Genomic DNA, 1910 nt, shown 5'->3' with positions numbered 1-1910 from the left:
CTTAATTTCTTTGATGTCACTAATAGCTTTATCCTTAATGCTGTTGACTGAATCTACACTTGTAGCTGCTTCAATATCTTTATCTGCTTGTGCAACAATCGCATCTACTTTGTCTCGGTCTTCTTGTTTCTTTAAGCCGCTCTTGACTTCGGTTGCTACTGCTTTAACTGCATCTTTTGCCGCTACTTTCGTAAACGCTAGCTCCGTCTTGTCAGCTATACTATTTATAGCTGCACTTCCTTTAGTTGCTGCATTTACCGCTTCATCAACTGTTTCTGCTGCTGCAATTGCTGCGTTAGTCGTGTTCTTTACTTGTTCAATGTCACTAAGTGCTTTATTGTACTCTGCATTAACTTGCTCTTTTTCTGTTGAATTTAACCGGTTATATGCATCTTTGACACGCTGCGTCGCTGTTTCTGCTGCTTTGTCAATATTAGCCTTGTTAGTGGTCTTAGCATTCTCAAGCTCAATTATCTCAATTGCATCGGCTGTAGCTTTAACGTTATCAATGTCCCTGATTGCCTGGTCTCTAATGTATCCTACTATAGTTACACTCTGAGCATTCTCTAGATCTGTTTGGGCTTGACTTACAATATTATCAACTTTGGTTTTGTCTTCTTCCTTCTTTAAGCCGCTCTTGACCTTAGCTGCTTCTGCTTCAATCATATCCGTAGCAGCTACCTTGGCAAAGGTCAGTTCGGCATCAGCTGCTGCTTGGGTAAAGGCCTTATTTGCCTTATCTACTGCTGTCGTAATTTCTGAATTGGTTTGCGCAGCGGCTATTGCATCTTCTGCTACGCTCTTTGCCTTATCAATGGCATTATTGGCTGCGTTATATGCCGCTTGGATCTCCGTCGTCTTTTGCTCATCTGGTGTAAGACTATTATAGGCATCTTGAACCCGTTTCTTAGCTGCAGCCGCCTGCTCATCAACACTGGCCTTGCTCGTCTCTTTGGCCTTTTGAATTGTCTGCTCGGCATTGCTCTTGACGTTGTCAATTGCCTTGATGGCATTCTCTTTTATTCTGTTTACATTGTCAACGTTTTCTGCTGCACCAATATCGTCTTTAGCTTGACCGACAATTTCATCTACTTTATTTTGATCTGCGGTTTCTTTCAGGTTTGGCTTAACTTTTGCCGCTTCTGCTTGTACCGCATCATTTGCAGTGATCTTGACAAAGGTTAATTCAGCTGCATCCGCCAGCTTGTTAATGGTGCCTGTGCCTTCACTGGCTGCGGCAGTAACTTCGTTCTCAGTAGTCGCAGCTGCGATCTTGGCATCAGTTGTGCTTTGAGCATTTTTAATATCTGCAATAGCCTGATCATATGTGCCTTTGTTGGCTGTCTTTTCAGCAGGTGTTAAGTTGTTGTACGCCGCATCAACCCGCGCAATCGCTGCTTGAGCTGCTCCATCTACATTAGTCTTATTCAGCTCTTTTGCCTTATCAAGCTTCTCTTTTGCAGTTGAATCTGCAGTTGATTTTACTGCATCGATATCTTGAATTGCCTGATTTTTAATACTATTAATTGTTGGAACATCAGTAGCAGCGTCCAGCTTGCCATTAGCTGTTGTTACAATATTATCAACTGTTTGTTGATCAGCTGTGCTTAAGCCAGGCTTAACCTTGTTAGCTTCAGCCGCTATTGCTTCTTTTGCATCTGCTCGGGCAAATGTAACTTCCGCCTTAGTTTCAATCTCGCTAATTGTTTTATTTCCTGCACTTGCTATGTTCAAAACTTCGTCTACGCTTTGAGCTGCATCTATGTCTTTATTGGTCTTTGCCTCTGCCTGATCTATATCTGCTATAGCTTGACTTAAAACTTCTTTAAGGTCATTTTGAACTGAAGAAGATAATTTATCGTATGCATTTTGTATTCGCTTCTTGGCCGCTTCAGCCATCGAACTAATAT

General features: G+C 41.9%; 1 protein-coding gene. It reads right to left on the bottom strand.

Annotated features, from left to right (window positions below; translation table 11 throughout):
- Positions 1-1910, bottom strand: a 1910-nt coding sequence (locus ERK18_RS09265; protein WP_187155205.1) for a hypothetical protein, incomplete at both ends; no start/stop codon positions are given.

This window comes from Lactobacillus kimbladii, from assembly GCF_014323605.1.
Taxonomy (GTDB): Bacteria; Bacillota; Bacilli; order Lactobacillales; family Lactobacillaceae; genus Lactobacillus; species Lactobacillus kimbladii_B.
The sequence above is the reverse complement of the archived record's forward strand: the minus strand, read 5'-3'. Positions and strand labels throughout refer to the sequence as shown.